Origin of the sequence: Bacillus sp. TH19 (genome assembly GCF_016651075.1) — a bacterium.
Lineage (GTDB): Bacteria > Bacillota > Bacilli > Bacillales > Bacillaceae_G > Bacillus_A > Bacillus_A mycoides.
In genome coordinates, this window is sequence record NZ_JAEKEO010000001.1 from 356,822 (window position 1) to 382,344 (window position 25,523).

Sequence of the window (25,523 nt, forward strand, 5' to 3'; positions counted from 1 at the left end):
AGCATGATGCATGAGATATTTTAAAGGAAAACAGTTCAAGAAAGATATTATTTTGGTAGCCATCGGCTACGACTGTCGTTTTTCTTTAAGCTATCGTGATGTATCTGAAGTCTTGAAAGAGCGTGGAATATCAGTTCATCCAACAACTATCATGCGTTGGTTTCATGAATATGGCAATCTTATTTATCAAATCTGGAAAAAGAAAAATAAAACTGCTCAATTATCATGGCATTTAGATGAAACTTATATCAAAGTCAAGGGGGAGTTGCGTTATCTGTATCGTGCGATTGATCGAGACGGATACACCTTGGATATCCAACTCCGTAAAACAAGAAATCATCAGGATGCCTATATGTTTATGAAACGATTAGTCAAAATTTTCGGAGAACCGACGGTTCTTACAACAGACAAAGCCCCAACGCTACTTTGCGCGTTTAATAAATTAAAAGAACAAGGTCTTTATAAATGTACAACTCATTGTACCGTCAAGAATTTGAACAATCTCATCGAACAAGACCATAGGCATGTCAAACGACGTTTTTCTAAATCCGCAGGATTTCAAAGTCTTCGTCATGCTTCACGTAACTTGAAAGGAATTGAAACCATTCATGCTCTATATAAACGAAAACGAAGTTTGCAGCCAAACTTCGTTTTTTCGACATACAATGAATTACATCAATTACTAACGATTGCATAAAATCCACCTGCAATCATGCCAATTTTTTATCTGTGAAGAAACTTTGCAACAGAACCTAAAAAAAGATAAACAATGGAACAAATGAAACTTGTATCATGTCTATATATTGCAACCATATTAAAAGTGAGGGCAGTTTTATATTTATTTAAATAAGTTTGAGGTGTGGAAATGGAACAGAAGTTTATTAAAGAATGTAATCATGATGAGCTTGACTATGTTATAAAAGACTATTGGCAAGATGTATGGAATTATTCATTTATTATTACGAAAGATCCACACTTATCAGATGATATCACACAAGATGTCTTTATAAAGGTTTTTAAACATTGGCATTCGTTTCGAAAGGAGTCATCTATTAAAACGTGGATATTAAAAATCACAAGAAATACGGCAATAAACTATTTGAAATCCTCTTATTTTAAAAGGATATCTTTAGTGGGATTTTTTAGTGACGACAAGCAGTCTTCCTCGGCAGAACAAGAGTTTTTTAAGCAAGAGGAACTGAATGAAGTGTGGGATGTTGTATTAAAACTACCTAAAAAACACCGTGAAATACTAATATTGGACGCGAAATATGAATTATCTTATGAAGAAATGGCTGAAACATTAGGTGTATCCATTGGAACAGTCAAATCTAGGTTAAGCAGAGCAAGAAGTAAAGTTTCAAAATTAATAGGGGAGGGTAGAAGTGATGAACAGTAAAAAAAATCCTGACTGGTATAGCAAATTAAAAAATGGACCAATGGAGCGTCGTAAAGATGAAGAAGCATTTATTTATAAAATAAAGCAATCGATATACCAAAATAGTGAAGTAGACTCTGTACCATACAAGAGACCATTTCGTAAAAAAGCATTGCCTATTGTAGTAGTTTTGGTTTGTACAATGTTATTTTTTATTGTTCAACAACCTTGGCTTGATGATAATACATCACCGGTACAAAGTAGTACACAAATTAAGCCGAAAATAAAAGATGAGTCTGCTCAAGATCCATCATTAAAACAATTTATGAATGATTTATCTCGAAGTACAATTTCAAAAAATGAAAATGACTTGTATAGAGCGTTAAATGATGAAGTTCTATTTAAAGGGAGTATGTATAAGAAGGATGAATTGAAGTTTGATGAAGATATTTTTCATGAGTTGCAAGTCGCTCTTACAATGGGGGGAGAATTTGCAAATGATACAAAAAAAGTATACAAAGTACCAAGTGGATTGACAGAAAGTAACCAACCAAAGCAAGCGCATTTTATATATGCAACGGTTACTGGAAATAAAACAAAAATTTTAGCTGAACCAAAACGAGAATCAAAAGTTTTATATGAAGTATCTAATGAAATGGTAAAAGCTTGGATTCCAGAAAAAGTGCAAAAGGATGGATATATAAAAATATCGACAATTAACGGTTATACTGGATATGTACAAAAAGAGTATGTTTTAACTGATATTAAGTATTCATTTATGTTCGAAAAGAATGATAATGGTGAATGGAAAATAATAAATATAGATTCTATATGGTAAAAGAGGAAGGTTCACTTTAATGAACCTTCCTCTTTGTTATTATTTTCTTTTTGAAGTGTATGCCAGGACTCTAAAATTTCTGATGTAACGAGAGCAGCGATGTTTTTTTCTGAATTACTACCAGGAATAACGACAGAAATGGCGATTTGTGGATCTTCGGTAGGAGCATATGCAATGAAAAGAGAATGATTTATCATTCTTTCTTGCTCATTCGGAGAACCTGTACTACCCGTTTTACCTGCGACATGAAAGGGGAAATTTTTAATCTCCTCTATATTTTGACTCATTCCACCGTGCACGACACTCCAAAATTCTATAGGATAACGATTTGAACTTTCTAAAATTGGTTTAAACTTTTTTGTTTCCTTACCGTCCTGACTCATAATAGCACTTACGATTTGAGGTTTATATTTATCACCTTTACTTGCCAAAGTTGCTGCATATTGAGCGAGTTGAAGAGGGGTATGCACTTCATTTCCTCCCCAAGAGGCATTTAATAAAGCGGAGATTCCATTTTCAAACTTATTAGATGGATGGAATTCATATTGTCCGTCTTCTTCAAAGGGTAAATCAATCCCGGTTTTAGAACGTAGGCCGAATTGCATTAAATAATCTGTCCATATATTAGCCACTTTTTCTATATTCCCATTATTTTGGTTGAATAAGGGCAGAGCTACTTTTGCTGTCATAAATGTGTTAGATGAATTAATGATAGCCTGCCTTGGTGTAATCTCACCTGTTGGCGTTCCAGGTTCATTAGCAATGTTATTTTGATTATCATACTGAAAAGTACCCTTATCTAAATAAGTATCTTCAGGCTGAAAAAGCTTTTCGTTTAATCCAATTAAAATAGTAAGTGGCTTTATAATAGAGGCTATATTTACATAAGATTCACCATATTTTAATTTTTGAATTGCTTTATTTTGCGAAAGGGATTTAATGTTTTCTTTTTTAGATGATACATGTGTATGTAATATATTTGGATCAAAAACTGCCGAATTGGCCATAGTTAATATTGCGCCAGTTTTTACATCGGTTACTACTGCATAACCAGCATTAGCATCAGGTACTTTCTTAATTTGAGATCTTAGTGCTTCCTCTGTTTTTTGCTGCAATTTCGAGTCTAAAGCTAGCTGGATATCTTTTCCTTTTTGTGCTTTTTGAATGTTCCATAAGAACTTTTTATTATTCATTTTAAAAATCAGAGTTTTTCCGGGTTTTCCTTTTAAATCATTTTCATATTGAAGCTCAATCCCACTTTTCCCAACAGGTCCATACTTAGAATTAAGATCATTTTCTACATACCCAATTAGCTGTGAACCAATTTCGTGTTTAGGATAATATCGAATCCATTCATTTTTAATTATTACATTATTGGGTTTGTTTTTGTTTATGAATGTAAGTTCACTCTCATTTATTTCAGAGTATAACGGTATATCATTCATAGTTTGCTTTTTACAAGATTGTTGTAATTGTGATTTTACGTCCTCTGCAGAAATATCATGTTGAAACTCGTTTGAAAATTGATTGAAAAAAGCTAATGTGTTTGATGTATCTTGATTCGATAGCTTTTCATCATTAGAAGTGCAATATAGAGACTTAACTTGCTTATTTGTAGCTAGTATGACACCATTTTGATCAAAAATTTTTCCTCTTTCAGCTGAAGAAGTTGCGATAGTAATTGAAATGAAGTTGATTTTTACTAAAAGTAGTAAAATCAAACCTACAATAGAAAGAACCGCAAGTAATCTCCATCTTTTTATATGTAACATATAACCCTCCCTTATGTAGCCTATTTCATCTTATAGTTAATTATTTTTTTTGTAAATGTGGAACAGCTTTATTACTTAGGTTGTCTATTAAGTATTACAGCATGAAGAAAGGAACAATCAGTATGAAAAAAGTACATGTTAATAGCAAGTCTATGTGTAAGTTTAATATGAGTCATTATACAGTTTAGCATTTCTAATGCAGGCGACAAAAAAATAGAGAAAAAACAGGAAGGGAGATTTATCAATTACGCGGCTAAACCAAAAAGAATGGATGCTTACAAGGATTTAACAAAAAAGATAAGACACTATTATAACTGAATAGTGGTTTCTAATATATAGGGAACGCTTTTAGTATATTTATTTACTAAGTATTAGTGAGGATTTCCTGAAGAATTATATGGAGGATTTATGAAAGAACAAAAAGTAAAGAAACAGAAGACATATATATCTATTCGATTAAATATAATGTTCCTTTGCATATTTGTACTATTCTCAGCTATTATTATGCAGCTAGGAAAAGTACAAATCGTTGAGGGAGAGGCTTATAAGAACCAAGTGGAAAACAGTCAAAATGAAACAACTAGTATACCAGTTCCACGTGGACAAATTCTAGATCGAGAAGGGAAAACGGTCGTTAATAATAAATCTCTTCGCACAATTACGTATACAAGGGTGAAGGGGATAAAGAGTGAAGATATTTTAAAAACAGCAAAAGAATTGGCGAAAGTACTTGAAATGCCCGAACAAGATATAAATAAGTTAACCGATATCGATAAAAAAGATTTCTGGATGCAATTGAATACGAAACGTGCGGAATCAAAGATTACTAAAAAAGATATAGGAAAGTTTAAAGAAAAGGGAATAGAGGGAAAAGAACTAGACAAAAAAATTCAAGACTTAAGACGAAGTCGCGTTACAGAAGTAGAATTGGCAGAATTAACAGCACAAGATTTAAAGGTGTTAGCTATTAAAAGTAAAATGAGTTCAGGTTATCAACTGACACCACAAATTATAAAAAAAGATGTGACAGATCAAGAATATGCGCGGATAAGTGAAAACCTTGCGGAGTTTCCAGGAGTAGATACAACAGTTGATTGGGAACGTAATTATGTAAATGGTAATTTATTTCGTTCCGTGATAGGTAATATTACAAGTAGTGAAGAAGGACTACCGAAAGAAAACTTAGATTCTTATTTGGTACGTGGATATAACCGTAATGATCGTGTAGGAAAAAGTTATATTGAACAACGATATGAAGATGTATTACACGGCACAAAAGAAGAAGTGAAAAACATTACTGATAAATCAGGAAACATTATAAACACAGAAATAATCTCTAAAGGAAAAAGTGGTAATAGTTTAATATTAACGATTGATATGGAATTACAAAAGAAAGTGGAAGAAAGTATTGAGAAAAATTTGAGAGCTTTTAAGAGTTCAGAGCCACTGTTGGACCGAGCTTTTGTCGTCATGACGAATCCAAATAATGGGCAGATTTTATCTATGGCAGGCAAAAAGATTGTAGAAAAAGAAGGGAAAATAGAGATTGAGGATTTAGCATTAGGTAACATGACAACTTCGTATGAGCTAGGGTCAGCTGTAAAAGGCGCAACGTTATTAACTGGATATGAGACAGGGGCAATACAGCCAGGAGATCAATTTTATGATGCACCGATGAAATTTAAAGGTACACAAGCTAAGAAATCGTGGAATGTATCCGGATTTGGTAATGTAAATGATTTACGAGCTTTACAAGTATCTTCGAATGTATACATGTTCCAGACAGCTTTACAAATCGCAGGGGTTAATTACGTACCAAATGGTACGTTGGATATTAAACAAGAAGCATTTGATACGATGCGCTATTATTTCAAGCAATTTGGTTTAGGTGTCCCAACAGGTATTGATTTACCGAATGAAATAATTGGACAAACGAGAAAAATAGATAGTCAACCAGGGTTTTTATTAGATTTTTCTATCGGTCAGTATGATACGTATACACCACTGCAATTGGCGCAATATATTTCAACGATTGCTAATGGCGGTTATAGAATGCAACCGAAGATTGTACAAGAAATACGAGAGCAATCAATAAAAGAAGAGGTTGGCAAAGTTATACGCTCCATAGAGCCTGTCGTATTAAATCGAATTGATATGAAGACAGAACATATTGATCGAATAAAAGAAGGGTTTAGATGGGTATTTCAAGAAGGTGATGGAACTGGCGTGAAGTATTTCAAAAATGCGCCATATAAACCAGCAGGAAAGACAGGGACAGCTCAAACTGTATATGGTGGAGATGATCCAATTGGTAGAAATGCAAAAGGAGAACGTATGGAATGTTACAACTTAACATTAGTTGGATATGCTCCATATGATAATCCAGAAGTAGCATTTTCTGTAGTAGTCCCGTGGCTTCATGATGATCATAATGGAATTAATTCTATAATTGGAAAGGAAGTTTTAGATGTATACTTTGATTTAAAACAGCAACGTATACATGGTGAAGCTACTAGTACAGATAGTTCGAATCAAAATTAGGAAAATTGGTGCACTTTTCTCAGGGGAAGAGACCCTGTTTATATAAAAGTCTTTATAAGCGAAAAAAAAAGTAAGATTTGAAATAAGAGATAGCAGCTATCATAGTGATATAATCCCCTTATAGTAGACAGGAAAATGAAAGCACATTAACCTGTTTACTATGGAGGGGATTTTTTTATGGGAAAAATTAGAGTCACTTACGATGTAGAATTTAAGAAAAAAGCTATAGATTTATACTTAAAAGAAGGCATGAGTTATAAAAACATTGCGAAAAAATTAGGTATTCATCACTCGGTTGTAAGTCGTTGGGTGAAACACTTTGAAGCTGAAGGAATCAAAGGACTAGAAGAAAAACGCGGTAAAGCGAAAGGACCAGGTTTAGGTAGACCAAGGGTTAGACCCGAAGATCCAGAAGCTAAGATCAGACGATTAGAAGCGGAAAATGAAATGTTAAAAAAGCTCTTAGGGATGTAAAAGGAGGTATGAAAGTCGTATCCAAAACGAAAAAATTCGAAGTCATCCATGAAATGACAAAAACAGGTTATACAGTGACCATTCTATGCGATATTGCTGGTGTAACCAGAAGTGGGTACTACAAATGGATAAAACGGCATACGACGCCTTCAAAAAAACAATCAGAGGATATCGAAATTAAGAAAAAGATATTGGCGTGTCATAAAAAATTAAGAGGAATTTATGGATATAGAAGAATACAAGTGTGGCTGAAAGCCACATATAACCTTTATTTGAATCATAAGCGCATCCAAAGATTGATGAGTGAACTAGGTATCAAAGCCGTAATTAGGAAAAAACGACCTTATTACGGAAAAAAAGAAGCTTATGTGATTTCAGAGAACCATCTAAATAGGGAGTTTCAAGCTTCAAAACCGAATGAGAAATGGGTAACCGATATTACCTATTTGATTTTCAATGGACAGCGCTTGTACTTATCCGCTATTAGGCCTCACGACACATGCCCATCAACTTAAGAGATTAATTGTTCCCCTAAATGAAAAAAACGAACTGAATTTTCATGAACAACTATGTAGAGATACAATTTTCGTTTTGGGGATACTCTAAAATATTTGCTTGATAGTGATGTGTGGTGATCCCATTTAGTAAAATAAGCTTATCTCGCATCTCTCATTTAAATGTATTATTAACTAGTTTCTTCAAATCTACAAAGGACAACTTATCTGTAATATGTTTTAACTCATTAGGAACTTCAATATGACATATTAATTCTAAACTGTTACCATCTGGGTCTTTGAAGTATACTGAAGCATTACCTTGGTGTGGGCGGATAAATGGCTCAATAATTCTCTATTACCAAATGGGACAGCCTCAACTTGAATAAAATCTAGCCACTTTAAAGATTCTTTTAAATCTTCGTATGAAACTCGAAAAGCAATATGTCGTAAAGAAGGGTGGTATCGAGTTTCATACTCATTTCCTTCCCATAATCCCAACCAACTCTTACCTTTTTCAATCCAAAAGAAAGCAGTGTCTTCATCACGCCAAGCAAGTTTCAATCCTAATTTTCGATAAAATTCAATTGAATTTTTAAAATTACTAACTGGTAAGTGTGCTTCATACAACCCTTTAATCATATGGTTTTCCCCCTTATTTTCTGTTCTTGAATATTAAATATATCAATGTAAAAACAATATTAAATCCACTAATAGTATTAAAATTCTATACATCTTTAGAGGTAATGTAATAGGGGGCACCATACATGCTTATCAGCTCAAAAATATTCACTACATCCAAGTATAAAAAAGCGTTATTCTTTCTAAAAAGCTAGGCAGAAAGGGTGACACTTTTTATGAATTTTTCGATTCAAGATGAATTACAACTATTTTCTGAAGAGCTGTATCGTCATTTAACCCCTTCTCTTTTGGAAGAACTCGCAAAAGAATTAGGTTTTGTAAAAAGAAAACGAAAGTTTTCAGGAAATGAATTAGCTACCATATGTATCTGGGTAAGTCAACGTACAGCGAGTGATTCTCTCGTTCGACTATGCAGTCAATTACACGCAGCCACAGGCACTCTTATGAGTCCAGAAGGACTCAATAAACGCTTTAATAAAAAAGCGGTTGAATTTTTGAAATATATTTTTTCTGCATTATGGAAAAGTAAACTTTGTAAAACATCAGCCATTTCAAGTGCAGCACTCACGTATTTTCAACGAATTCGTATTTTAGATGCGACGATTTTCCAAGTACCGAAACATTTAGCTCATGTATATCCTGGATCAGGTGGTTGTGCACAAACAGCAGGTATCAAGATTCAATTAGAATATGACTTACACAGCGGACAGTTTTTAAACTTCCAGGTAGGGCCTGGAAAAAATAATGATAAAACATTTGGAACAGATTGTTTAGATACCTTACGCCCAGGAGATTTATGTATTCGAGATTTGGGGTATTTTTCATTGGAAGACTTAGATCAAATGGACCAACGTGGCGTGTGCTATATATCAAGACTTAAATTAAACCATACTGTCTATACGAAAAATCCGTTTCCGGAATACTTTCGAAATGGGACAATCAAAAAAACAGTCACAGTATATCCAAGTTGATTTAGAGAACATTATGCACACGTTAAAACCAGGACAAACGTATGAAATAAAAGAGGCGTATATTGGCAAGAACCAAAGATTATTTGCAAGAGTAATTATCTACCGATTAACAGAGGAACAAATACTGGAACGTAGAAAAAAACAAAGCTATACCGAAAGTAAAAAGGGGATTACATTTTCAGAAAAGAGTAAACGATTAACGGGTATCAACATATATGTTACGAATACGCCTTGGGAGATGGTTCTGATGGAACAAATCCATGATTTTTACTCCCTCCGCTGGCAGATCGGCGTGTCCAGATAAGGACACATTATCTAGTTGGTGAAAGTCCAATCGGGAGAATAGACTCCACTCCCGTAGCCTGAGAGGCGCCATGAAGTGAAAGCGACACGGCGAAGCCCTCTGACATCACATGCAAAAGGCATGTGGGCAAATCTCCAGGTTGTAACGTACAGTGAACGTAGACGTAGCCTCGTTACACGCAATTCCGGTGGCTGAGACGGTCGATAACGTGCGAAAGCAGCAAGAACTGACCGAAACGAGTCTGGAACGGCAGTTCTCACCGGCGGGGTATCAGCGGCGACATGGAGAGAAAGATAATGTGGAAACTGGAGAAGCCCTCGACACCCGATGAAGAAACCTCATCGAGGAGACCGTCTCTATAACCGCGATCGGGAAGTGAGAACGGTAGGTGTCAGGGTGGCGGAACGGATCGTAGTACCAGAGATCTGCGTGCAGCAAAACGCGCGGGGAGGGAAGGGTCCGAACCTGTAAATATTTCGTACGACCAAAGGAGGCAAGGGTGCCATGATAAAAACACCTATTACTTTGCAGGAGCTAAGGCGACGAATCTATCAAAAGGCGAAGTCTGAACCTACGCATCGGTTTTGGGGACTATTTTCCCACATTACCAAACTAACAACCCCTCATGAAGCATACCAGCAAGCGAGGAAAAACAACGGTGCCCCAGGCATCGACGGGAAAAGTTTCGCTGATATAGAGCTAGAGGGAGTTATGCCGTTTTTAAAGAATATCCAAGCAGAACTACAGGCTGGAACATATCAACCACAAGCTAATCGTAAAGTAGAAATCCCAAAAGAAAACGGAAAAATGCGGACACTACAAATCCCGTGTATACGGGACCGCGTGGTCCAAGGAGCGCTAAAACTCATATTGGAAGCCATCTTTGAAGCTGATTTCTGTTCAAATTCCTACGGATTCCGACCAAAAGGCTCCCCACATCAAGCACTGGCAGAAGTGCGACGTAGCATATTGCGCCGGATGACTGTAGTAATCGATGTTGACTTGTCACGCTACTTTGATACAATTCGACACCACATACTTTTGGAGAAAATTGCAAAGCGTGTTCAAGATTCGCAAGTTATGCATCTTGTAAAACAGGTAATCAAGGTGACAGGAAAGATTGGTGTCCCGCAAGGGGGACCATTTTCTCCCTTAGCCGCAAACATCTACCTCAATGAAGTAGATTGGACATTTGATGCCATTCGACGTAAGACAACAGAAAATCATTACGAGGCTGTAAACTATCACCGTTTTGCTGATGATATAGTTATCACTGTAAGCGGACACTCTAGTAAACGTGGATGGGCTGAATTGGCATTGCGACGACTGTGGGAACAATTAAAGCCTTTGGGAGTTGAACTGAATCTGGAGAAAACCCGAGTGGTTAATGTTTTAAAAGGAGAATCCTTCGGATTCCTAGGATTTGATTTGAGGCGAGTACTTAATCGAAATAAGAGTAGATACTTTGTTCTTATTACCCCGAAGAAGAAAGCCTGTGCGAAAGTGAAAGCAAAAATCCGAGAATTAATCAGAAACGCAGGCGCCAAGCCTGCACAAGATTTAGTAAAACAAATCAATACTGTACTGATTGGATGGGTGAATTACTTCCGGGTTGGGAATTCTAGTCGAGCTTTTAGTAAAGTACGGGACTATACAGAGATGAAAATCCGTACGTTATTGACGAGAAGGAAACGGCGACAAAAGCGTAGCATTGGATGGCAGAGATGGAGTAATGAATATCTCTATGGTGTACTAGGACTCTATTGGGACTGGAAAGTTTGTCCTCTCGAAAGCTCAGGAAGATATTGATAAAAGTGTCTGCCATCTGATAGGTCTCATAACCCTTTTGATGAAGTTTATGGGGTGAGCTGCTTGAGGGAAAACTTCACGAGCAGTTCTTATGGGGAGGGGCTGGAGACGGGTCATAACTGATACCGCGCCAGTTCTTTACCCGACAAATCATATTTAAAACGTGGAAATCTCTATTTCAAATTCATCACTGGCAAACTATCAAACAAGAGCGATTAGAATGCCATGTGTATGGAAAACTCATTTCCATTTTTATCTGTTCTTCCACGATGTTTAAGATGCGCCAACTGCTGTTGCGAAAGCACAAAAGAGAACTAAGTGAATATAAAGCAATTGGGATGATTCAAGATCATCTATCCCTGTTATATCAAGCGATACAGAGAAACTCCCATATAATAATAAAGGTTTTAATCTGCCTGTTTACCCTACTAAAGAAAAATGGCCAGAAATCTCATCGATATGAGCAGAAAGCTATCTTTGATATTATGGGTGTTATCTATGAGTATAGTGGATATAGAAAACAAAAAAAGTTGCATAAGTAAAAAAATGAAACCCGTTAGGGTTTATTTCGTATGCTCATTTTTAGGAGGATAATACTGTTTAAAAGTTTGTTCATTTCAATTAATGGAAAACCGTGGAGTTTCTATCCTTAAGTTGATGGGCATGGGGTCTCGCCAACTAAACGCGAATTTCGTACGCTAAGGAATTTCTAAGTTGAAAAACTTGGTTTTATCGTACGTTAACAAAGTACCATAAACGACATTTAATGTTTGTTATGGTACTTTGTTTTTGATAATGAGTTTTGGAACTGGTTTTTGACTGTATTTCTTTCAGTTATATTAGAATTAAATAGAGTTCCTTAAACGATCGTTTTCGGTTCTTATTATACAATCCTTGTTACATCAGTGGTTGTAGCCTTAGCGTACAGAATCTGCGATTGGTGCTATCCCATAATGAAAAAAGCCTTAATATTCAAGGCTTTAAGAAATCACTTCGCTATCAACTCAAAGACCTACTGTTATAGAAATATATTAGGCTTTTATATACTACTTATTAACCGATTCATCAGTTTTATTATAAACATATTTGGCTTCTCCAAAAAGACCACCTGTGTCCCATTCTCCACCATAATACGCATACTTCCTAGGTGAACCATTGTCTCGTATACTTGGATATGATTTTAGTTTATAGTCATAAACCGAAACCATAAAAATATAAATATATCCCCCCGATTAAAAGTGCCGCAGCAACGATTAATATTATTACTCCATCCGGACTATTAAGAATTTCTTTTATATGTTTTTTTGCTATTTGCTTAGTTTCTCCACTTGAAAAGAGATAAACAATGGAATGGAGAATTAGTAAGAAAAATGCCGTAATTACCTCTAACATGGCTTATGTACCTCCTAATATATATGTACCTTTAATTATCCAGTAATTTTCTTGCACCTTGTATCAGCCTGAGTAACTGGAATGCTTAGTTCAATAAAAGCCAAATGACAAAAATTACTCCTATAACTGCTCCAGATCCCAAAAAACCTAACAACATTTTCCCCTCAGGACCATTAATAAGCTCTTTTAAAACTTCTTTTGCTATTCGCTGACCTTTACCACTTAAAACTATCGAAAGAATAAAGAATATTACCACTAATACAAATGAAGAAATTATTAACTCCATGACTTATGTACCTCCCTAATATATGTGCATTATTAATTAACCAATAATTGCCTTATAAATTATATCAGCTAGGGTACATGGAAGTATAACAAATTATTTATATAACTTATTTTATTAATCTATATATTAAAAAAAGACACCGAATAATTCCTTAGCGTACGAAATTCGCGAAATGTTGGTGCTACCCCATATATAATTCTACCTTAAATCTCAATTACCAAAATTACCAGTTCCCTTATTTTTATATTTATACTATAATTTAACTGCTAAATAGTATTAAAGGAGTTTTTAAAGAGATGGAGATGAGAGATTTACAAAAACTAATTGAATCAAAGAAACAAGAACTAATTAAACTTGTAGAGAAGTATGGGTTTACCCATAAGCAAGTTTTGTATTTAAGTCAAGACATCGATATATTAATTAATGAATGTATATATAATAATGTTAATAAAGGTGAATGAAGTTGCAGTTTACATAGGAAAAGCACCACATCGCTTAAAGCTAATAAAAAGAAATGCCCCCTAAAATAAAAAAATACGCTATTCTTTCTGTAGAATCTTAGGAAAGGATGGCATTTTTTACTCTTGAGGGTAGTTAATATTTTTAAGTTGATGGGCATGTGGTGCGACCCCAAATAGGAGTAAATAAAAAGACATGCTGGATAAAACAGCACGTCTCTTTATTTATAAGTCCATTTTCTCCATAGCCATTCGATAGGCCCATATCGGAAATACTTACTCCATAGTGTGCTGAATATACATTGTACGATACAAATAAGAATCCCAAAGATACATAGTTGCCAGTATGTTACTTGTGAAATGTCCTGGAAGCACGCTGAGAGAATCACTAGCGTGAGTATACTTTGGCTAATATAGTTAGTTAAGGAAAATTTACCAATAGCCATAAAAGGTTGTAACCACCCTACATATTTTTCATTCTCACATATTAAAAGGAGAAAACATATGTAGAATATAGCGAGGGATTTTCCTCCAAATAGAATCCATAACTGGATATGGATAGAGTAATAGACATCTGTTTCTATAAAATAATAGATGATAGGGAGGGAGAGCAGACATGATAGGAATAGCGAACTCCACTGTAAAACTTGAATTTTCCCTCTGAGATCCGATATACGTCTAAAAATATTCTTCTTTCCAGCCCATAAACCTATTAAAAATAACCCAATATATTCCGGGATTCCTATTAGAAGTTGCTGAAACTCCTGAGTCATAAGAAAGAACAAACGAGCTTTTACTTGATGTAAATAATTCGAAAATAGATTCACTGTGTGATTAGTAGTGCTGCCTGTAAACATATATTGATAGTATTTTGGTATCTCTTCAGGAATAGAAGGGCTTGCATGTAAAAATAAAATAACATGTAGAGTATAACTAGCAAGTAAAAAACTACAACCTGTTATAAAAATAAGCTTAGTAGACCGCTTATAAAAGAACAATAGAACAAAACCTGCTATAGCATATGCATGTAAAATATCTCCATACCACAGAAAGATAAAGTGAATTACACCAAATAGTAATAGAATACATAACCTACGACTAAATAGTTTATATATGGGATACCCTTTTTTTTCTGTATTTCTCATAAAGATATAAAATCCCACGCCGAATAAGAATGCAAAAATGGTATAAAACTTTGATGATATTAGTAAATCTACTAGAAAACGAACTACTGTATCTATACCGGAGTAACCTGCTTGATTAAAGGAATCTAGTCCCGTCATAGTAGGTAGATTAGCAAATAGGATACATAGTATGGCCATACCCCTTATTATGTCTAAAGAATAAATACGGGCGTTTTGTTGCATGTAAATTCTCCTTTCTTACAAAGAAAAACGAGCACTATATTAACTAGCGCTCGAATTACGTCTCGCAAAGAATCCATCATATGTAGCAGCTGACACTGCTCCTTCAAGGCGTTCAACCTCTTCTCCTCTGTTATAGGCTATAACAACAGGAGTACCAGGAATGTCGAACTCTTGAAATGCACTTTGATTTTCTGGTGTAGAAATATCAATACGATAGATGGTTCTATCATGATTTTTTGACATACTATTGATATCCGGTGCAGCTTTTTTGCAATAATGACAGGTTGGTTGATAGTAATAGGCAATAAACTCTTCATGGGATTCTATTTTTTGCTTTAATTCTTTTTTTGAAATATCTTTTATATTTTTTGGTGCTCTTTCTGCATCTGCAGCAGATACAATTGCTTTTTCTGATGTTACAGTTTCTGTTTTGACTGATTCATTCTTAGTTAAAGTAAAGATCGCGATACAAGCAACACATAAGGTTGTTAAAACTGCTCCGATTTTATACATTTTTTTCATAGTAAATTCCTCCTTAAAATAAAAAAAAGGACAAACCTCGCCCGAGTTAACTGGGCGTAAGGTTTGTCCTTCACGCTACGTACAATAGAGTATAAACAATGCTAACAAATTTTCTACTTATATATTACCATATAATCCATATAGAATGCTATATTAATTTTCATAAGTGACACAAAAAAACAAACAAAATCATTATAATTTCACGTATCAGAATAATAATAAAAAAACAAACAACATACAATAGGGGATTCTATACAGTTTATAACTATGTGTTAGTTCTACCCTAGTATTAGGGGGCAAAACGTATAAAAAGACACTACTTAAAGTGTCTTTTTATACGTTGACATGCTATTTAAGAAAATGTAGTGATTAATCATAATTAATTAGATGCTTCTCAATTAATCTTAGTATAACATCAATATAGAAGATTTTAAATGCAATTCTGCATATATAGATTCTTACATATTTAATTCTACCTTAAATCTCAATTACCAAAATTACCAGTTCCCTTATTTTTATATTTATACTATAATTCAACTGCTAAATAGTATTAAAGGAGCTTTTAAAGATATGGAGATGAGAGATTTACAAAAACTAATTGAATCAAAGAAACAAGAACTAATTAAACTTGTAGAGAAGTATGGGTTTACCCATAAGCAAGTTTTGTATTTAAGTCAAGACATCGATATATTAATTAATGAATGTATATATAATAATATTAATAAAGGTGAATGAAATTAAAGTTTACATAGGGAAAGCACCACATCGCTTAAAGCTAATAAAAAGAAATGCCCCCTAAAATAAAAAAATACGCTATTCTTTCTGTAGAATCATAGGAAAGGATGGCATTTTTTACTCTTGAGGGTAGTTAATATTTTTAAGTTGATGGGCATGTGGTAGAACCCCATGCCCATCAAGCTAACAACGTAAATTACTAGATACGAAATGATCCTTGTTTCAAAACTAGTGAGTGATGGAATATTAGGCATGCCAAAGAAGCCTACTAAAACGCAATTTTTTCACTAGGCAGCTTCTCTATGCTTCATCGTTGTTTCATACACAACCCCTAGAATATCAAAGACGGTCATCTTCTTATACCGATGACATTTACGACCGTTCTTTTTGAGCAGCTGATAAAGGCGATGCAGAATTTTCAAAAGTTCTTCTGTGCCAACGGCTATCGCTTGAAACAGTAACGGAAAGTAATCATTAATCATATAAATCGCTTTGTATTCACTCAGCTCCTGCTTTTTCTTTTCAAGCAGAAGCTGTCGCATTTGAAACATCGTAGAAGAACAGAGGAGAATGCCGATGAGTTGTCCATATAAATGGCACTCTAGGCGTTCTCTTTTAATATTTTTACATTCATCAATTTCAAAGAATGACTTCCACGTTTTAAATAAAATCTCAACCTGCCAACGAAGTGAATACAATGAATGCACGTAGTTCGTCGGTACTTCTTCTAGCGACGTGTTCGTGATATATGCATTCATGCCCATTAAACGTTTACTTTTATCCTTCATGACAATGCCTTTCTTCTTTTCACGTATCGCTTGGTTTTTCAGGCGTGTTTGCGTTTGATCATCGGTTAAACGATGGATAATGACACGTGTTGGAAGCTTCTGATTTTGGCCAATGTATGCCTCAGAGATTTCTATCGTTTCACCAGGGGTTAGACCAAACATAATTTGTGTCATATCAAGCTGGATGTATTCTGTTTGCTTTTTTAATGTCCCATTTTTGAAGTATTTTGGCTCAAGGTTCTTGATATAAATACGTGTATTCAGCTTCAACCGCGAGATATAGTAAGCCTCTTTATCATGAATGGATTGTAAGTCTCCTAAATCAAAGTAACCAAGATCACGCAAACACAAATCGCCCGCCTCTACGGTTTCAAGGCAGATGGTACCGTATGTTTTATCATTATTCTTTCCTGGTCCAAGCTGTACGTTAAGAAATTGACCACTCAGTAAATCATATTCCAATTGGATTTTCACGCCTGCCGTATTACTACTTCCACCTGAACCTTGATAGTCAGTGGCGAAATGATCAGGCAGTTGAAACACTGTCGCATCTAAAATACGGATACGATTGAAAGTAGAAATCATGTGTGCAGAAAGCGATTGATTTGTACAGAGTTTTCGTGTGAGAAGAGAAGTAAAGACTTCTCGAAGAAATGCGACAGCTGCTGTATTAAAGCGTTGATTCAGTCCTTCTGGGCTCATCAGTACCCCAGTGGAAGATTCTAATCGACTACACAATTGTGTAAGTGATGTGCTAGCTATTTCCTGACTGAGCCATACGCAAAGGGCAATGAGTTCGTTTGCTTGATACTTACTAGATCGTTGTACAAAACCAACTTGTTTGGCGATGTCTTGTAGGATTACTGGAGATAAAAAGTATTGTAGCTCTTGTGCGAAAAGATTTAGTTCATTTGAAATGATAGGATTCATCTTATTTATTTTTTCCCCGGTATCTTTTCACCTTAGCAATCGTCCCACAGGCCCTACCTTTTGGTCCACCCGCATACATGCTACACCAACGTTTACTTCCGTTCTTTGAATAATCATAAAAAACCCATTGACAATCAGGACAAGCTTTAAGACGTTGCCACTGATTTAATGCAATGCTTTCTACAATAATTGTTAGCATTTCATAAAGGAAGTCGTGTTTTTTCATTGGAGAGTATTGAATTGTATTTTGATCTATAAGGGCAACCTGAATAGGATTTCTAAGTAACCATTCGCTTAAATAACTTATATCATGATTTTCAACTGATTTTCGAATGTCATAACGAAATTGATATAGGTTATCTAAGTTCTCACTAACATCAACATTAGAAAAATTTTTCTTAATAAATGCTTCTAAGTTTTTTTCGTTTTTTAAATGATCTGTCGGTTGTCTTGTATCATTAGATATTTCCCAAGTATTTAAAAAGGTACGTATAATCTCCAACCTTCCTGGCGCTAATTGATTATGTTCCATGTTAACCACCTAACTATTTTAATGATTGACGTTTTTTCTTCGTACTGATACGATTATAACACAATGTGTAACCACTTAAATGTTTTAACAGTTAACAAAAGGAGGATTCTTACCATGACTACTCTCAAAATTCCTGTCTCCATCAGGATATTGCTTGCAGCTGTTCTATTCATGAATACGGGAAGTTTCATGATAATGCCCTTTTTCGCTATTTATTTAACAGATAGTCTACATTTTTCTCCTTTAGAATTAGGAACAGTATTGACTACAATTTTAATTTCACAACGTGGGTTATCAGTCATTACAGGATTTATCGGTGATCGAGGAAGTCATACCATACATGTATTGTTAGGTGTTATCGTAAGGGGATTAGGTTTTTGGTTATTTGTCTATGCGGAGAATTTTTGGTTTATAGTATTATCTTCTTTTTGTATTGGCCTCGGAGGAGCACTATTTGATCCCTCAGTAACAGCCTTTTTTGCTTCCCAAAAGGAAGAATTGAGAAAAAAAACGTTTACTTATTTTAATCAAATGCTGAATGCAGGAGTTATTATAGGACCAGCAATTGGAGCATTACTAGTCAAGATGAATCCCATATACCCCTTTGCCATAGCTGGTATTTCTATGATGATATTAGCATTTGCTATTTTTGTATATCGTAAACAATACCCAGAAACTATTAAGGACAATAAAAATATATTGGAAAGTGTAAAGTATGCATTTTCTAACACACTATTCTTAACTTTCATAGGTATTATGATTCTGTTTTGGATTATGTTCGCTCAATTAAATATTTCATTTCCGATTAAAGCCTATGCTTTATCTGGAAATAAAGAATTAGTAAGTTCTATTTTTATCGTAAATGGAATCTCGGGGCTAATATTCATGTTTTTCTTACGAAAATTATTTATCAAGTTGAATCCCATAATAATGGTTAAAGTAGGGGTTTTAATTATGGGAACATCTATAGCTATGATCCCTTTTATTCCGTCTATATATTGGATGCTATGTTGCATCTTCCTTTATACATTGGGGGAAACACTGGCTTTACCAGGTGGAGAAATGGCGGTAGCTCAATTTAGTACGAATAGACCTGCTGGATTATTTTTTGGAATGTTTCAAACCTCCTGGGCATTGGGAGGATCTATAGGGAATTATTTTGGTGCATGGTTAAATAAATTTAATCATACATATTGGGCGTGGTTTATTTATTTTTTAATAGGAATTCTTGCCTTCATATTATTCCACCTTATTCATAGAAAGATGGAAACTAAAAAAGAATCATTTCAACTACATGCTCATCAACAATAACTACCGTATTATAGATATAAAAATTTTGTTGATGTCATCGGTAGAATGACAAAATTATGCCCATTAAATCAACAACTTTATTCCTAGGATCCTGTCAAATTGCCATCAAGTTAAGAAGTTCATTGTTCCCCAAAACGAAAAAAATGAGTTGAATTCTCATAGACAAGTGTGGAGAGATAAAATTTTCGTTTTAGGGTTACTTCAAAATATTAGCTTGATGGGCATGTGGTAGAACCCCATCGCTATCAAGCTAAGCTTATGCAAAGTCAATTTTAGGCGAGATTGTTTCTTTTTTCTAAAGAGCAAGTGTAGGTGATTGAAAGATTTGCATACGAAATAAACCCTAACGGGTTTCACTTTTTTGAATTAAGCGGCTTGATTATCAGACATAGTACAATTGTAAACGACACCTAATATATCAAAGACCGTTTTTTTCTCATATCGATGAGATTTCCGCCCGTTTTGCTGTAGGAGATTGAACAGGCGAAGTAACACCTTTGATAGCTCTTGGGTGTTTTTTTGTATAGTTTGGAATAGAAGAAGAAAATAGTCTTTAATCATATATATGGCTTTATACTCACTAAGCTCTCGTTTTTTCTTCATGAGGAGCAATTGTCGCATTTGAAACATGATAGAAGAACAGAGTAGAATGGCAATCAATTGACCATATAAATGGCACTCCAATCGTTCTGGTTTTATCTTTTTACAATGATGAATTTGAAAGAATGACTTCCACGTTTTAAATAAAATTTCGATTTGCCAACGTAAAGAATACCAATCATGTACTTGTCCCGTCGGGACAATATCTGTAGGGGTGTTTGTCATATATACATTGATACCACTGAGTCGTTTACTACGAGGAGAATACTTCATTCCTTTCTTTTTTTCTCTTACAATTTGATCTTGTAATCGTTTTTGTTGCTGTTGTTTTGTTAATCGATGAACAATTACACGAGCTGACATTTTATCAATCATTCCTACATAAGCATCAGCTATTTCACATGTTTGTCCTGGTTGAAGGGAGTTCATTAACGTCTCCATATCTATCTGTATATACTCTGTACCTTTCTTAATTCTTCCATCTTGAAAATAATCAGGGGTAGGATTTTTTTGATAAATACGTGTATTCGACTTGATACGAGAGATATAGTAGGCCTCCTTATCTTGTATATATTGAAGGTCTTTCAAATGAAAATAACCTAAATCTCGGATACATAAATCATTCGCTGTCACAGTTGGGGCACACAGAGAGCCGTAAGTGCGATCATGTTGTTTACCTGGGCCTGTATGAATATGTAGGAACTGCCCACTTAACAAATCATACTCAAGTTGAATTTTTATTCCAGCTGTATGGCTGCATCCTCCTGCACCTGGATAAATCAATGAAAATACATCTGGGAGTTGAAATGCAGTTGAATCTAAAATACGAATACGCTTGAAAACAGAAGTGTATGGCGAAGAAATCGGCATAGATGCGTCCATTTTTTTGTTTAGTAGTTCAGCTAGTAGGCGTTGTAAAAGTTGGACAGCCGCCTCATTAAACCGTTGATTCAGTCCTTCAGGACTGATGAGCACTTCTGTTGATGCTTCTAAACAGCTACATAACTGAGTTAAAGAGGTTTTAGCGACATTTTGACTAATCCATACACATAAAGCGACTAAGTCTTTTGCTTGGTACTTACTGGTTCGTTGTACAAAACCAACATCTCTAGCAAGATCTCGTAAGAAATTCGGAGATAAGAAGCTTTGAATTTCTTGAGCAAACAGTTGTAATTCGTCAGACACAGAAACAGACATAAAAAACGCCATCCTTTCCTATGATTCTACAGAAAGAATAGCGTTTTTTTCTACTTTTAAATAGTCTATTAAGAGTTGCTTCTTGAAACGAATATATGACTTATTTGGTAAACGATAGGATATAAGAAAACCAGAAAGATTAACGGTTTATTATGCATATGGTTAAAATTCCATGTTCCTTCTGATAAAAATAAAGTACCTAAAGTTAATACATACATTACAAAACAACAAATTGATAAGCTTTTCTGTCTGATATGTAAAAACATTTCATCAATAAAATTCTCACTCTCTTTTTTCCCTTTCAAAATTCTCTTCATAAATAATGATTGCAAAATGATTGTTGCTACAAATAACGAAGTTATAGAGAGCTGTTGCTTCTCATACCATTCAAAAGCAAGTAAACCCATAATCACAATGTATAAACAAGTAAATAAGATATTAATTCCATTTTTCATTTGTTTCTTCTCCTTATCTAGCTTTAATAAATAAATAATTGATCAACTGTTACACCAAGGGATTTAGCTAAATTAAAAGCAAGTTCCAATGTAGGATCATATTTGTTATTCTCAATCGCATTAATCGTTTGTCTTGAAACACGACATAATTTAGCTAAATCTTCTTGGGAAAGCTTTTGCTCTTTACGTAAAATACGAATTATGTTCTTCATTTTTATGAACATCACCTCTAATTTTGTCAAAAACTTTTTACATTTATATAAGTAAAAAACGATAATCCTTCTACAATTTAGATAGAAAGAATATGGTTTTTTCATTTTAGGGGTATTTTTATTTGTTAGCTTGATGGTGATGTGGTAGAACCCCTAATATATAAAAAATAAGTCCTAACAATAATGTAATATTTCAACTTAAATTTCTACATTTTTTTACAAAAACACACAAAATATGGTCATCAGATGAAATCTGAGAGTGTCTTTTCATGAGAAATAATAAGATAATATTCGGATAGGAGTCCAATACATATTATTAAAATTCAGATGGTTCAAGTCGGAGGAAGGCACCTTAGAGTGTCTTTTTTATGTTTATGGATTTTTTTAGAAAATATTTGAAATATAATACAATAAATTATATTATTATGTGTGTACGACTTCTGATTTTTAATATTTCTGAAAATTAATAGGGGAAACAATAATGAAATTAGGAAAATTAGTATTAATTGGGGCGTTAACATTTAGCGGGTTTACTGCAATAGAAATGATTAAGCCTACCTCACAAGTTACTGCAGCTTACTCAGATCCATTTAATGATGATTGGGGATTTAAAACCATTGTGGATCTGGAAAGTTCCGTGGAAAGTACATATCAACCTGATTGGAAAATTGGGGATTTAATAACTGGTGATACATTTTACTTAACACAGCACTTTGGTAGAGAACATTTTGGTGCGCAAATGAAAATTTTTAAAGTCCACACAAATGGTACCCTAGAACGATTCCAAACAATAGAACCAGAATTTCTTCCTGGAACAGAAATTTGGCAAACTCCTATCACAGATAGCTATACAAGTGGTACTTATGTAGCTGCAATTAAATATCGTGGTGAATTCACGTATTCAAATCAATTTACAATCAATTAAGGATGTAATAAATTAGAAACAGGCACTCAAAAGAGGGCCTTTATTATTTCTCAATAACCGAAATTATTTAACGTGGTAAAATAATAATTGGATTGGCATCCGATACCATATTACAATACGATGGTTCAAGTCGCAGGAAGGCACCTTAGGGTGTCTTTTTTATTTGTTATTGTTTCAATTATAAAGTGCTTAAATTCAAAAAAAGACATCAAATAAAACTTAATATAATAATCCTAATAAATTGATAATATCAATAACTTTCTTATCTTCTATTCTACAATAAAGCCTTGTACCCTTGCGCTCGCTAATTACAATATTACCTATAGTTAGTTTGCGTAAGTGTTGTAAAATCATAGGTTCCGAAATATGCGTCGCAGCACTCAACTGAGAAACTGTTAAAGTCCCACTTACAACCAATTCACGTACAATTAATAAACGACTTAAACTACCTAATAACTCTAAGATTTCAGCACCACTTACATAATAATTAGAATCCATGTTGAAATCACCAGACATACTATTCATCTCCCTAATATCAATACGAATATTGAATATTTTAACATAAAAATGAAAATTAACCTCCTGATATTTCCTATTAAAGTGTAAAAATTTCAAGTTTGGGTGGTTTAAGTGAGAGGAAGGCACCTTGAAATGTCATTTTTTAGTGGACAAAACAATATAAATTGTATTATAAAAATAAAAGGATAAATAGAAAAGTAAGTGAATATCATAATTAATTTTGAACCGTTTAACCCAACTATAAATGCCATAGCGATCAAACTTGCTATGGTACTGTTTATACTGTTATTCTTAGCATTGCTTGTCAAAGTGATACTTATGAAATTTATGAAAGAATTGATTGCTGGCAGACTAGCATATCTATCTTGTTTATTTTTTATGTACTATGTATTTAAATTTGTTACAGAGTAGAAAGGCACATTAAGGTCTCTTTTCTTTTATGTAATAATGCATAGAATATTAAATTTAATAGATATTATGATATACTCTCAAGGTGTGATACATAATTTCTTTAAATTAGAAAACTAAACCTTATCTACCCAATTGTGGGGGACGCCTTATGGCGTCTTTTTTTTAGGACCTGCTCAATTCAGGCATAAAAACATAAGGTAAAGTGAACCCGTTAAAATACATGGAATGAACCCTAGTTTCACCCTCTTATCTAAAGGAGGAACTATTGTTATGGGCTATGGTGGTAGTTGCGGCGAAGGCTGCGGTTTTGGTGGCGGATTTGCTTTACTCGTTGTACTCTTTATACTATTAATCATTATCGGATGCAGTTGCTTCTGCTAAAAAAATATAGGAAAAGACACTCTTAAAGGAGTGTCTTTTCTATTCTCTTTAAAGAACTTATATTGACCTCGTAATTATTCCCATATGGTTTAAGCGATGGAATTTCTGCCTTTGGCCCGTAAAATAATAGTTTCAAATCATCATCTTTGTACTGAACTACGAAGAAATCATCGAATTGGTAGAATGTATTTTGATTGATCGTGATAAAACCTTTTCCTTGGGCAGTTGTTTTAAAACTTATTCTTCTCCCATCTTTGATGACATCATATCCATGCTGATTAGTCATTTTGGATAGCTCGTCATTCGTATAAAGAACACAAAAGAATTCACCTAGACGACCTATAAGATGTCTTAATTCGGTTGCTTTCCATCCAAGGACATTTATTTCATATCGTAAAACTTCAAAATATGATTCATATAACTTTTGGATTTGCGAGATTCCTATAGCACTTTTACCATTGTAAGGAATAAGTTATCCATTGACCTTTTACTTTTATATAGGTTTCATCGACTCTCCAAGAGTCATTTGTTTGAGGTGACGACGGATTCGTTTGTCCAATTCAATACTGATGAACCCAACGCATAATCGTTGTATGAAAAATAAATAAAAGAACCCGTTAGTCATAAACGGATTATTTCCACAAGATTCACAAAGAATACAAGGTAACTGGTCCAGAGAAACCTATGAAATTCCATGTGATATTACTATATGTAAAGTGGATAAAACGGTTAATGGAAATTAAACAAAATTCTTATTTAACAACAAATAAAAAGAGCACATTTTTATATGCACTCTTAGTAAGATAGGTGAATGTCTCATGAGATATAAAAAATTCAAAAAATCGTAATCAGATTTTCATGAGTGAATTTTTTATATTGTATTTGTTACTTGGAGTTATTGAGCCTGTCACTATAAAAATAAAGAGCGCTTTTTAAGGCGCCCTATGACCAAGACTCATATCGAAAAGCCTATCATGATTAATGTATGTGCAGTTTTTTAATAAAATCCTTATTTGAACGTAAAAAGCCCTAGAGGGGACTAGGGTCTTTTACATAATAAATCTTTCTGTTTTCAAAAGGACTTACTGAAGATAACACATGAATGTTTCATAAATGTATCAAAAAAATGAACAAAATTTTTATTTCATAACAAGCGAAAAAGAGCACACATATAAGTATGCTCTTTGACAAGAAAGGTAGATTTCTATGAGTGGAAAGTCTCCATACAATAACATATGCTTGTCCAGTTAAAAGGCGAAAAAATTTAACAAAATCGTTA

At 34.1% G+C, this 25,523-nt stretch carries 24 protein-coding genes and 5 pseudogenes; 15 read left to right on the forward strand and 14 right to left on the reverse strand.

Annotated elements, in window-relative coordinates; all coding sequences use genetic code 11:
• Nucleotides 1-10: 10 nt before the first annotated feature.
• From JFU54_RS01705 to JFU54_RS01715, 3 genes are all read left to right on the forward strand, one after another.
• The gene (locus JFU54_RS01705) at nt 11-697 is read left to right on the forward strand and encodes an IS6 family transposase (protein ID WP_201063565.1); all 687 of its coding nucleotides are present in this window, start codon (nt 11-13) and stop codon (nt 695-697) included.
• 168 nt (nt 698-865) lie between these two features.
• Complete coding sequence (locus JFU54_RS01710) at nt 866-1,399, forward strand: RNA polymerase sigma factor (protein WP_078205618.1); 534 nt, start codon at nt 866-868, stop codon at nt 1,397-1,399.
• Nucleotides 1,389-2,216, forward strand: a complete 828-nt coding sequence (locus tag JFU54_RS01715; protein ID WP_078205617.1) for an SH3 domain-containing protein — start codon at nt 1,389-1,391, stop codon at nt 2,214-2,216. The genes JFU54_RS01710 and JFU54_RS01715 overlap by 11 nt, the downstream gene beginning before the upstream one ends.
• A gap of 11 nt (nt 2,217-2,227) precedes the next feature.
• On the opposite strand, the gene JFU54_RS01720 is transcribed toward JFU54_RS01715, so the two are convergent.
• On the reverse strand, nt 2,228-3,988 hold the full coding sequence (locus JFU54_RS01720) for a peptidoglycan D,D-transpeptidase FtsI family protein (RefSeq protein WP_201063566.1): 1,761 nt from the start codon (nt 3,986-3,988) through the stop codon (nt 2,228-2,230).
• Nucleotides 3,989-4,396: 408 nt separating this feature from the next.
• Between JFU54_RS01720 and JFU54_RS01725 the strand changes: the two genes are divergently transcribed.
• The 3 genes from JFU54_RS01725 (at nt 4,397) to JFU54_RS01735 (ending at nt 7,518) form a co-directional block, all read left to right on the forward strand.
• A complete protein-coding gene (locus tag JFU54_RS01725; RefSeq protein WP_201063567.1) occupies nt 4,397-6,529 on the forward strand; it encodes a peptidoglycan D,D-transpeptidase FtsI family protein in 2,133 nt (710 codons plus the stop codon).
• A gap of 177 nt (nt 6,530-6,706) precedes the next feature.
• Nucleotides 6,707-7,003: a transposase gene (locus JFU54_RS01730; protein WP_016101983.1), complete on the forward strand. Its 297-nt coding sequence runs from the start codon at nt 6,707-6,709 to the stop codon at nt 7,001-7,003.
• Nucleotides 7,004-7,011: 8 nt separating this feature from the next.
• Complete coding sequence (locus tag JFU54_RS01735; protein ID WP_097891547.1) at nt 7,012-7,518, forward strand: IS3 family transposase; 507 nt, start codon at nt 7,012-7,014, stop codon at nt 7,516-7,518.
• Nucleotides 7,519-7,672: 154 nt separating this feature from the next.
• Here the strand turns inward: JFU54_RS01735 and JFU54_RS01740 are convergent.
• Nucleotides 7,673-8,139 (reverse strand): annotated as a pseudogene (locus JFU54_RS01740) (VOC family protein).
• A gap of 215 nt (nt 8,140-8,354) precedes the next feature.
• Here JFU54_RS01740 and JFU54_RS01745 point away from each other — a divergent pair.
• The 3 genes and pseudogenes from JFU54_RS01745 to JFU54_RS01755 all read left to right on the forward strand — a co-directional run.
• Nucleotides 8,355-9,405: pseudogene (locus JFU54_RS01745) on the forward strand (IS4 family transposase); the annotation flags it as partial.
• 513 nt (nt 9,406-9,918) lie between these two features.
• On the forward strand, nt 9,919-11,223 hold the full coding sequence (gene ltrA / locus JFU54_RS01750; protein ID WP_201063568.1) for a group II intron reverse transcriptase/maturase: 1,305 nt from the start codon (nt 9,919-9,921) through the stop codon (nt 11,221-11,223).
• A 146-nt stretch (nt 11,224-11,369) separates the two neighbouring features.
• Nucleotides 11,370-11,765 (forward strand): annotated as a pseudogene (locus JFU54_RS01755) (IS4 family transposase); the annotation flags it as partial.
• Between the two features lie 649 nt (nt 11,766-12,414).
• Here the strand turns inward: JFU54_RS01755 and JFU54_RS01760 are convergent.
• Together JFU54_RS01760 and JFU54_RS01765 are read right to left on the reverse strand one after the other, a co-directional pair.
• Nucleotides 12,415-12,615, reverse strand: a complete 201-nt coding sequence (locus JFU54_RS01760; protein ID WP_078205848.1) for a hypothetical protein — start codon at nt 12,613-12,615, stop codon at nt 12,415-12,417.
• An 85-nt stretch (nt 12,616-12,700) separates the two neighbouring features.
• The gene (locus tag JFU54_RS01765; protein ID WP_201063569.1) at nt 12,701-12,901 is read right to left on the reverse strand and encodes a hypothetical protein; all 201 of its coding nucleotides are present in this window, start codon (nt 12,899-12,901) and stop codon (nt 12,701-12,703) included.
• A 296-nt stretch (nt 12,902-13,197) separates the two neighbouring features.
• On the opposite strand from JFU54_RS01765, the gene JFU54_RS01770 reads away from it, so the two are divergent.
• Nucleotides 13,198-13,362, forward strand: a complete 165-nt coding sequence (locus tag JFU54_RS01770) for an aspartyl-phosphate phosphatase Spo0E family protein (RefSeq protein ID WP_201038246.1) — start codon at nt 13,198-13,200, stop codon at nt 13,360-13,362.
• Nucleotides 13,363-13,580: 218 nt separating this feature from the next.
• Here the strand turns inward: JFU54_RS01770 and JFU54_RS01775 are convergent, their stop codons facing one another.
• On the reverse strand, nt 13,581-14,726 hold the full coding sequence (locus tag JFU54_RS01775; protein ID WP_201063571.1) for a DUF418 domain-containing protein: 1,146 nt from the start codon (nt 14,724-14,726) through the stop codon (nt 13,581-13,583).
• Between the two features lie 39 nt (nt 14,727-14,765).
• Nucleotides 14,766-15,248, reverse strand: coding sequence for a thioredoxin family protein (locus JFU54_RS01780; RefSeq protein WP_201063573.1), 483 nt, complete (start codon nt 15,246-15,248; stop codon nt 14,766-14,768).
• A gap of 570 nt (nt 15,249-15,818) precedes the next feature.
• On the opposite strand from JFU54_RS01780, the gene JFU54_RS01785 reads away from it, so the two are divergent.
• Entirely contained in the window at nt 15,819-15,983 is a 165-nt protein-coding gene (locus JFU54_RS01785; protein ID WP_002166777.1) for an aspartyl-phosphate phosphatase Spo0E family protein, read from the forward strand.
• Nucleotides 15,984-16,270: 287 nt separating this feature from the next.
• Here the strand turns inward: JFU54_RS01785 and JFU54_RS01790 are convergent, their stop codons facing one another.
• Entirely contained in the window at nt 16,271-17,701 is a 1,431-nt protein-coding gene (locus tag JFU54_RS01790) for an IS4 family transposase (protein ID WP_151304162.1), read from the reverse strand.
• Nucleotide 17,702: 1 nt separating this feature from the next.
• A complete protein-coding gene (locus JFU54_RS01795) occupies nt 17,703-18,233 on the reverse strand; it encodes a CGNR zinc finger domain-containing protein (protein WP_048561901.1) in 531 nt (176 codons plus the stop codon).
• A gap of 114 nt (nt 18,234-18,347) precedes the next feature.
• On the opposite strand from JFU54_RS01795, the gene JFU54_RS01800 reads away from it, so the two are divergent.
• Entirely contained in the window at nt 18,348-19,544 is a 1,197-nt protein-coding gene (locus JFU54_RS01800; protein ID WP_070146044.1) for an MFS transporter, read from the forward strand.
• Between the two features lie 366 nt (nt 19,545-19,910).
• On the opposite strand, the gene JFU54_RS01805 is transcribed toward JFU54_RS01800, so the two are convergent.
• From JFU54_RS01805 to JFU54_RS01815, 3 genes are all read right to left on the reverse strand, one after another.
• Nucleotides 19,911-21,341 (reverse strand): IS4 family transposase, encoded by a 1,431-nt coding sequence (locus JFU54_RS01805; protein ID WP_201063575.1) that lies wholly within the window; start codon nt 21,339-21,341, stop codon nt 19,911-19,913.
• Nucleotides 21,342-21,409: 68 nt separating this feature from the next.
• Nucleotides 21,410-21,796 carry a hypothetical protein gene (locus tag JFU54_RS01810; RefSeq protein ID WP_201063577.1) on the reverse strand — a complete coding sequence of 129 codons (387 nt, stop codon included), beginning with the start codon at nt 21,794-21,796 and terminating at the stop codon, nt 21,410-21,412.
• A 23-nt stretch (nt 21,797-21,819) separates the two neighbouring features.
• Entirely contained in the window at nt 21,820-22,008 is a 189-nt protein-coding gene (locus JFU54_RS01815) for a helix-turn-helix transcriptional regulator (protein ID WP_201063578.1), read from the reverse strand.
• 481 nt (nt 22,009-22,489) lie between these two features.
• Here JFU54_RS01815 and JFU54_RS01820 point away from each other — a divergent pair, with 481 nt between their 5' ends.
• Nucleotides 22,490-22,933: a DUF5065 family protein gene (locus JFU54_RS01820; protein ID WP_151304161.1), complete on the forward strand. Its 444-nt coding sequence runs from the start codon at nt 22,490-22,492 to the stop codon at nt 22,931-22,933.
• 219 nt (nt 22,934-23,152) lie between these two features.
• Here the strand turns inward: JFU54_RS01820 and JFU54_RS01825 are convergent, their stop codons facing one another.
• Nucleotides 23,153-23,449: a metalloregulator ArsR/SmtB family transcription factor gene (locus tag JFU54_RS01825; protein WP_151304160.1), complete on the reverse strand. Its 297-nt coding sequence runs from the start codon at nt 23,447-23,449 to the stop codon at nt 23,153-23,155.
• A gap of 204 nt (nt 23,450-23,653) precedes the next feature.
• Between JFU54_RS01825 and JFU54_RS30180 the strand changes: the two genes are divergently transcribed.
• Nucleotides 23,654-23,863, forward strand: a complete 210-nt coding sequence (locus tag JFU54_RS30180; protein WP_151304159.1) for a hypothetical protein — start codon at nt 23,654-23,656, stop codon at nt 23,861-23,863.
• Nucleotides 23,864-24,133: 270 nt separating this feature from the next.
• A complete protein-coding gene (locus JFU54_RS01830; RefSeq protein ID WP_078401698.1) occupies nt 24,134-24,244 on the forward strand; it encodes a YjcZ family sporulation protein in 111 nt (36 codons plus the stop codon).
• A gap of 22 nt (nt 24,245-24,266) precedes the next feature.
• Here the strand turns inward: JFU54_RS01830 and JFU54_RS01835 are convergent.
• Together JFU54_RS01835 and JFU54_RS01840 are read right to left on the reverse strand one after the other, a co-directional pair.
• A pseudogene (locus tag JFU54_RS01835) lies at nt 24,267-24,698 on the reverse strand (DUF6998 domain-containing protein); the annotation flags it as partial.
• 19 nt (nt 24,699-24,717) lie between these two features.
• Nucleotides 24,718-24,852, reverse strand: a pseudogene (locus tag JFU54_RS01840) (IS6 family transposase); the annotation flags it as partial.
• Nucleotides 24,853-25,523 lie beyond the last annotated feature (671 nt).

Bases quoted from the DNA above. Each gene is read 5' to 3' on its own strand.
- JFU54_RS01705 (WP_201063565.1), top strand. From the start codon at position 11: ATGAGATATTTTAAAGGAAAACAGTTCAAGAAAGATATTATTTTGGTA.
- JFU54_RS01710 (WP_078205618.1), top strand. From the start codon at position 866: ATGGAACAGAAGTTTATTAAAGAATGTAATCATGATGAGCTTGACTAT.
- JFU54_RS01715 (WP_078205617.1), top strand. From the start codon at position 1,389: ATGAACAGTAAAAAAAATCCTGACTGGTATAGCAAATTAAAAAATGGA.
- JFU54_RS01720 (WP_201063566.1), bottom strand. From the start codon at position 3,988: ATGTTACATATAAAAAGATGGAGATTACTTGCGGTTCTTTCTATTGTA.
- JFU54_RS01725 (WP_201063567.1), top strand. From the start codon at position 4,397: ATGAAAGAACAAAAAGTAAAGAAACAGAAGACATATATATCTATTCGA.
- JFU54_RS01730 (WP_016101983.1), top strand. From the start codon at position 6,707: ATGGGAAAAATTAGAGTCACTTACGATGTAGAATTTAAGAAAAAAGCT.
- JFU54_RS01735 (WP_097891547.1), top strand. From the start codon at position 7,012: ATGAAAGTCGTATCCAAAACGAAAAAATTCGAAGTCATCCATGAAATG.
- ltrA (WP_201063568.1), top strand. From the start codon at position 9,919: ATGATAAAAACACCTATTACTTTGCAGGAGCTAAGGCGACGAATCTAT.
- JFU54_RS01760 (WP_078205848.1), bottom strand. From the start codon at position 12,615: ATGTTAGAGGTAATTACGGCATTTTTCTTACTAATTCTCCATTCCATT.
- JFU54_RS01765 (WP_201063569.1), bottom strand. From the start codon at position 12,901: ATGGAGTTAATAATTTCTTCATTTGTATTAGTGGTAATATTCTTTATT.
- JFU54_RS01770 (WP_201038246.1), top strand. From the start codon at position 13,198: ATGGAGATGAGAGATTTACAAAAACTAATTGAATCAAAGAAACAAGAA.
- JFU54_RS01775 (WP_201063571.1), bottom strand. From the start codon at position 14,726: ATGCAACAAAACGCCCGTATTTATTCTTTAGACATAATAAGGGGTATG.
- JFU54_RS01780 (WP_201063573.1), bottom strand. From the start codon at position 15,248: ATGAAAAAAATGTATAAAATCGGAGCAGTTTTAACAACCTTATGTGTT.
- JFU54_RS01785 (WP_002166777.1), top strand. From the start codon at position 15,819: ATGGAGATGAGAGATTTACAAAAACTAATTGAATCAAAGAAACAAGAA.
- JFU54_RS01790 (WP_151304162.1), bottom strand. From the start codon at position 17,701: ATGAATCCTATCATTTCAAATGAACTAAATCTTTTCGCACAAGAGCTA.
- JFU54_RS01795 (WP_048561901.1), bottom strand. From the start codon at position 18,233: ATGGAACATAATCAATTAGCGCCAGGAAGGTTGGAGATTATACGTACC.
- JFU54_RS01800 (WP_070146044.1), top strand. From the start codon at position 18,348: ATGACTACTCTCAAAATTCCTGTCTCCATCAGGATATTGCTTGCAGCT.
- JFU54_RS01805 (WP_201063575.1), bottom strand. From the start codon at position 21,341: ATGTCTGTTTCTGTGTCTGACGAATTACAACTGTTTGCTCAAGAAATT.
- JFU54_RS01810 (WP_201063577.1), bottom strand. From the start codon at position 21,796: ATGAAAAATGGAATTAATATCTTATTTACTTGTTTATACATTGTGATT.
- JFU54_RS01815 (WP_201063578.1), bottom strand. From the start codon at position 22,008: ATGAAGAACATAATTCGTATTTTACGTAAAGAGCAAAAGCTTTCCCAA.
- JFU54_RS01820 (WP_151304161.1), top strand. From the start codon at position 22,490: ATGAAATTAGGAAAATTAGTATTAATTGGGGCGTTAACATTTAGCGGG.
- JFU54_RS01825 (WP_151304160.1), bottom strand. From the start codon at position 23,449: ATGTCTGGTGATTTCAACATGGATTCTAATTATTATGTAAGTGGTGCT.
- JFU54_RS01830 (WP_078401698.1), top strand. From the start codon at position 24,134: ATGGGCTATGGTGGTAGTTGCGGCGAAGGCTGCGGTTTTGGTGGCGGA.